Genomic DNA, 1,319 nt, shown 5'->3' with positions numbered 1-1,319 from the left:
CGAAACCTATAAAGGGAACCGTCAAATCAACAGGCAGAATCACAAAAGAGCAGACATCAGAGTTACAGAACTCAAAAAACCGTGCAGAGAATCTTATGATTGTCGACCTATTACGGAATGATTTGAGTAAAGTCTCGCGATTACATTCAGTGAATGTTACAAAACTATTTGATATTGAGAGCTTTAATAATGTTCATCACTTAGTTAGCACAATTACTAGTGAAATAGATTGCTCAAAACACACCCCGTTTACCGCTTTTTTAAGCGCATTTCCCGGAGGATCTATTACCGGCGCACCCAAAAAGCGTGCACAGGAAATTATCACGGAGCTAGAGGCTCACCCTCGCCGCTTTTACTGTGGGTCAATATTTATGTGGGATAACGATCTGGATAAGTTTCAATCTAATATTCTGATACGTACCGTGGAGATTGAAAAGAAAAAAGCTTTTTGTTGGGGAGGGGGCGGAATCGTGGCTGATTCTCAATTAGACGAGGAATATATGGAAAGTCTCAATAAGATCGCGCATATCACCGGAAAATTGATTGAGACTTAAACTCAGTCACGAGCAGTGTAGCTATATAACTAACCTCATCATGCAACTACCTAGTTTTTCGTAAGGCTCGAGGCAGTTTGTAAAAGTATAGTTCGCTCTTTAACAAGCATATGATACATATAACGCAATTTTTCAGGGAACACAGATTCCGTTATTTGATGAACCAGGTTTTGTTCAGTTAACGCATTAACATAGCCAAGCAATCTAGCTCTTGAGGCTCGACCTAACTCACTTTTATTCGAGCTTTTTGGAAGCCTTGGCGATACTTCGTGATGCAAATACGTAATAACGGACTTATCGACTTCGCCAAAACGAATCATTCCTTGCCCTTGCTCTAACTGATACTCAAATGCACGATTAGACTCTGGATATACTTTAACCTTAAGTACTTTGCTCAGCTGCTTCATCGCGGTGATCTGTTCTGGAGTACTCGCAACTGAGCTGACACGAAACCCTAAATCAATAGCGTGGTCTGCATCTGGGTCAAAGTAGCCATAATTTATTGCATGCAAATACATGTCCTTCGCACCATAGCTTATCCAGATTTGATCGCCAGGCTTATAATCTTTACCTGCCAAAAATGAGAAATTTTGCTTTTTAGTTGATAGCAAACGCCCTTTTTTGTCTGAGTGATTGAACATGTCTAACACAGGTAAAAAACCGAATTCTCCCCAAGCACGATATCTATAATTGAGCGCGACTTGAGCTAGCGTATCGGCATCCAGTTGCGGATCTAGCTCTAACAAACCATCAACCATGCGAGCA

The 1,319-nt window shown here is 40.9% G+C and carries 2 protein-coding genes; one reads left to right on the top strand and one right to left on the bottom strand.

Going from position 1 to position 1,319, the window contains the following annotated elements; translation table 11 throughout:
* Positions 1 to 554, top strand: a 554-nt coding sequence (locus A3739_RS00680; RefSeq protein WP_197471920.1) for a chorismate-binding protein, incomplete at its 5' end; no start/stop codon positions are given.
* A gap of 50 nt (positions 555 to 604) precedes the next feature.
* On the opposite strand, the gene A3739_RS00675 is transcribed toward A3739_RS00680, so the two are convergent.
* On the bottom strand, positions 605 to 1,319 hold a 715-nt coding region (locus tag A3739_RS00675), incomplete at its 5' end, for an SET domain-containing protein-lysine N-methyltransferase (RefSeq protein WP_156502208.1).

The organism is Oleiphilus sp. HI0067, assembly GCF_001635735.1.
Note: the sequence above shows the minus strand (reverse complement) of the source record. Positions and strands in the feature narration are given on the sequence as shown.